The sequence below is a fragment of the Pseudoalteromonas fuliginea genome (assembly GCF_000690055.1).
Lineage (GTDB): Bacteria > Pseudomonadota > Gammaproteobacteria > Enterobacterales > Alteromonadaceae > Pseudoalteromonas > Pseudoalteromonas fuliginea.
This window is the reverse complement of the sequence record NZ_JJNZ01000056.1, coordinates 1-1,371: the sequence shown is the minus strand read 5'-3', so window position 1 is coordinate 1,371 and position 1,371 is coordinate 1. Positions and strand designations below refer to the sequence as shown.

Below are 1,371 nucleotides of genomic sequence, written 5' to 3'. Positions count from 1 at the left end.
TTACTTGCTTCATCCTATGTATTAACTCGCTCTAATTCGAGCTAAAGTAATTATGGCTTAAAAAAGTTAGGCAGGGTTCAGTGCGTTTAACTTGACAGTGGGAGTCATACCAACGCCTCACTCAGAGGCTAAAAATTGATGGCTAAAATAGCGAGGCACGAGCACAGCCAGCTGTTTTTAGTCCTTTGCAGTGACTTGTTATACGTACCTGCTACATAGCGCTGAAATATGGTAACGCTTCTGCCAACTGCTCTACAGATAATAATGCACCAGACTGATCTTCGATAGCAACACCATTATATTTAGTATTAATAATTATTGCTGAAGTAAAAGCTACTTGAGATTCCTTCGGGTTGCCGCCAAACCTAAATTGATAAACAACACCTTGCTTATAATTGTTTGGCAATAATGTTTTAAATTGCTCGGGAAGTTCATTGGTAGAATAAGAATAAAGCTCAACACCAGCCTTTTGACCATCAAGGGTGACAGGGATAAAACCTGAATGTTTTTTTAGCTCGATATTCGGCGAGTACTCAATTAGATAGCCAAGTTCATTGGCGGTTTGATTTAATTCTCTAGTGTTTGGTTCAATCTCAAGAGCTAAAACAACAAACAAACTCATCGACATGATTTACTCCATTTTTAATACAAAAGTTTAATTTAACATCCAAACTTTAAGTACGTATAGACATAATGACTCCCACACGGTGTTAGCCTCCGCTTTTCGTGGATTAGCTTAATTCAAAGCCAGAGCCATAATTAGTTTGTCAATTAACTAAACAGCAGAGGCTAACATGAATAAACATAGCATACTTTTTATCGGTCTTGATACACATAAAGAATTCAATGAAGTCGCCTATATTGAAGAACATAGAGGTGCGAAACCCGTTCATCTTGGTCGAATTTCCTCTTCCAAAGTGGCCGTTCAAAAGCTTGTTCGTCAGTTCGAATCGAAATACCCTGGCGCAACACTCCATTTTGTTTATGAAGCAGGTCCATGTGGTTATTGGATTTACCGATTAATTACCAGCCTTGGCCATTGCTGCTACGTGGTTGCCCCCTCTCTTATTCCTAAAAAGCCTGGTGAGAAGATTAAAACCGATAAACGTGATGCACTTAAGCTCGCTAAATTACTTAAGTCTGAAGATTTAACACCTATCTATGTTCCCGAGCCTGAAGATGAAGCTGTACGCGATTTATCTCGTGCACGCGAAGTAGCCATGAAGGATTTAAAAGATGCCAAATATCAATTAAAGGCGCTGCTGCTTCGCAATAATATTAATTACAAAGGCACTGCAAATTGGTCACAAAAACATTTACGTTGGCTCACTGAGCTTGTGTTGCCACACCCCGCGCAGCACATCGTCTTAC

The 1,371-nt window shown here is 39.6% G+C and carries 2 protein-coding genes; one reads left to right on the top strand and one right to left on the bottom strand.

The window, feature by feature from the left end; all coding sequences use genetic code 11:
• Positions 1-211: 211 nt before the first annotated feature.
• Positions 212-628: a hypothetical protein gene (locus DC53_RS05840; protein WP_033030974.1), complete on the bottom strand. Its 417-nt coding sequence runs from the start codon at positions 626-628 to the stop codon at positions 212-214.
• 166 nt (positions 629-794) lie between these two features.
• Here DC53_RS05840 and DC53_RS05845 point away from each other — a divergent pair.
• Positions 795-1,371, top strand: a 577-nt coding sequence (locus DC53_RS05845; RefSeq protein ID WP_033030972.1) for an IS110 family transposase, incomplete at its 3' end; no start/stop codon positions are given.

Excerpts from the sequence above, each read along its gene's own strand:
- DC53_RS05840 (WP_033030974.1), bottom strand. The coding sequence starts at position 628 with ATGTCGATGAGTTTGTTTGTTGTTTTAGCTCTTGAGATTGAACCAAAC.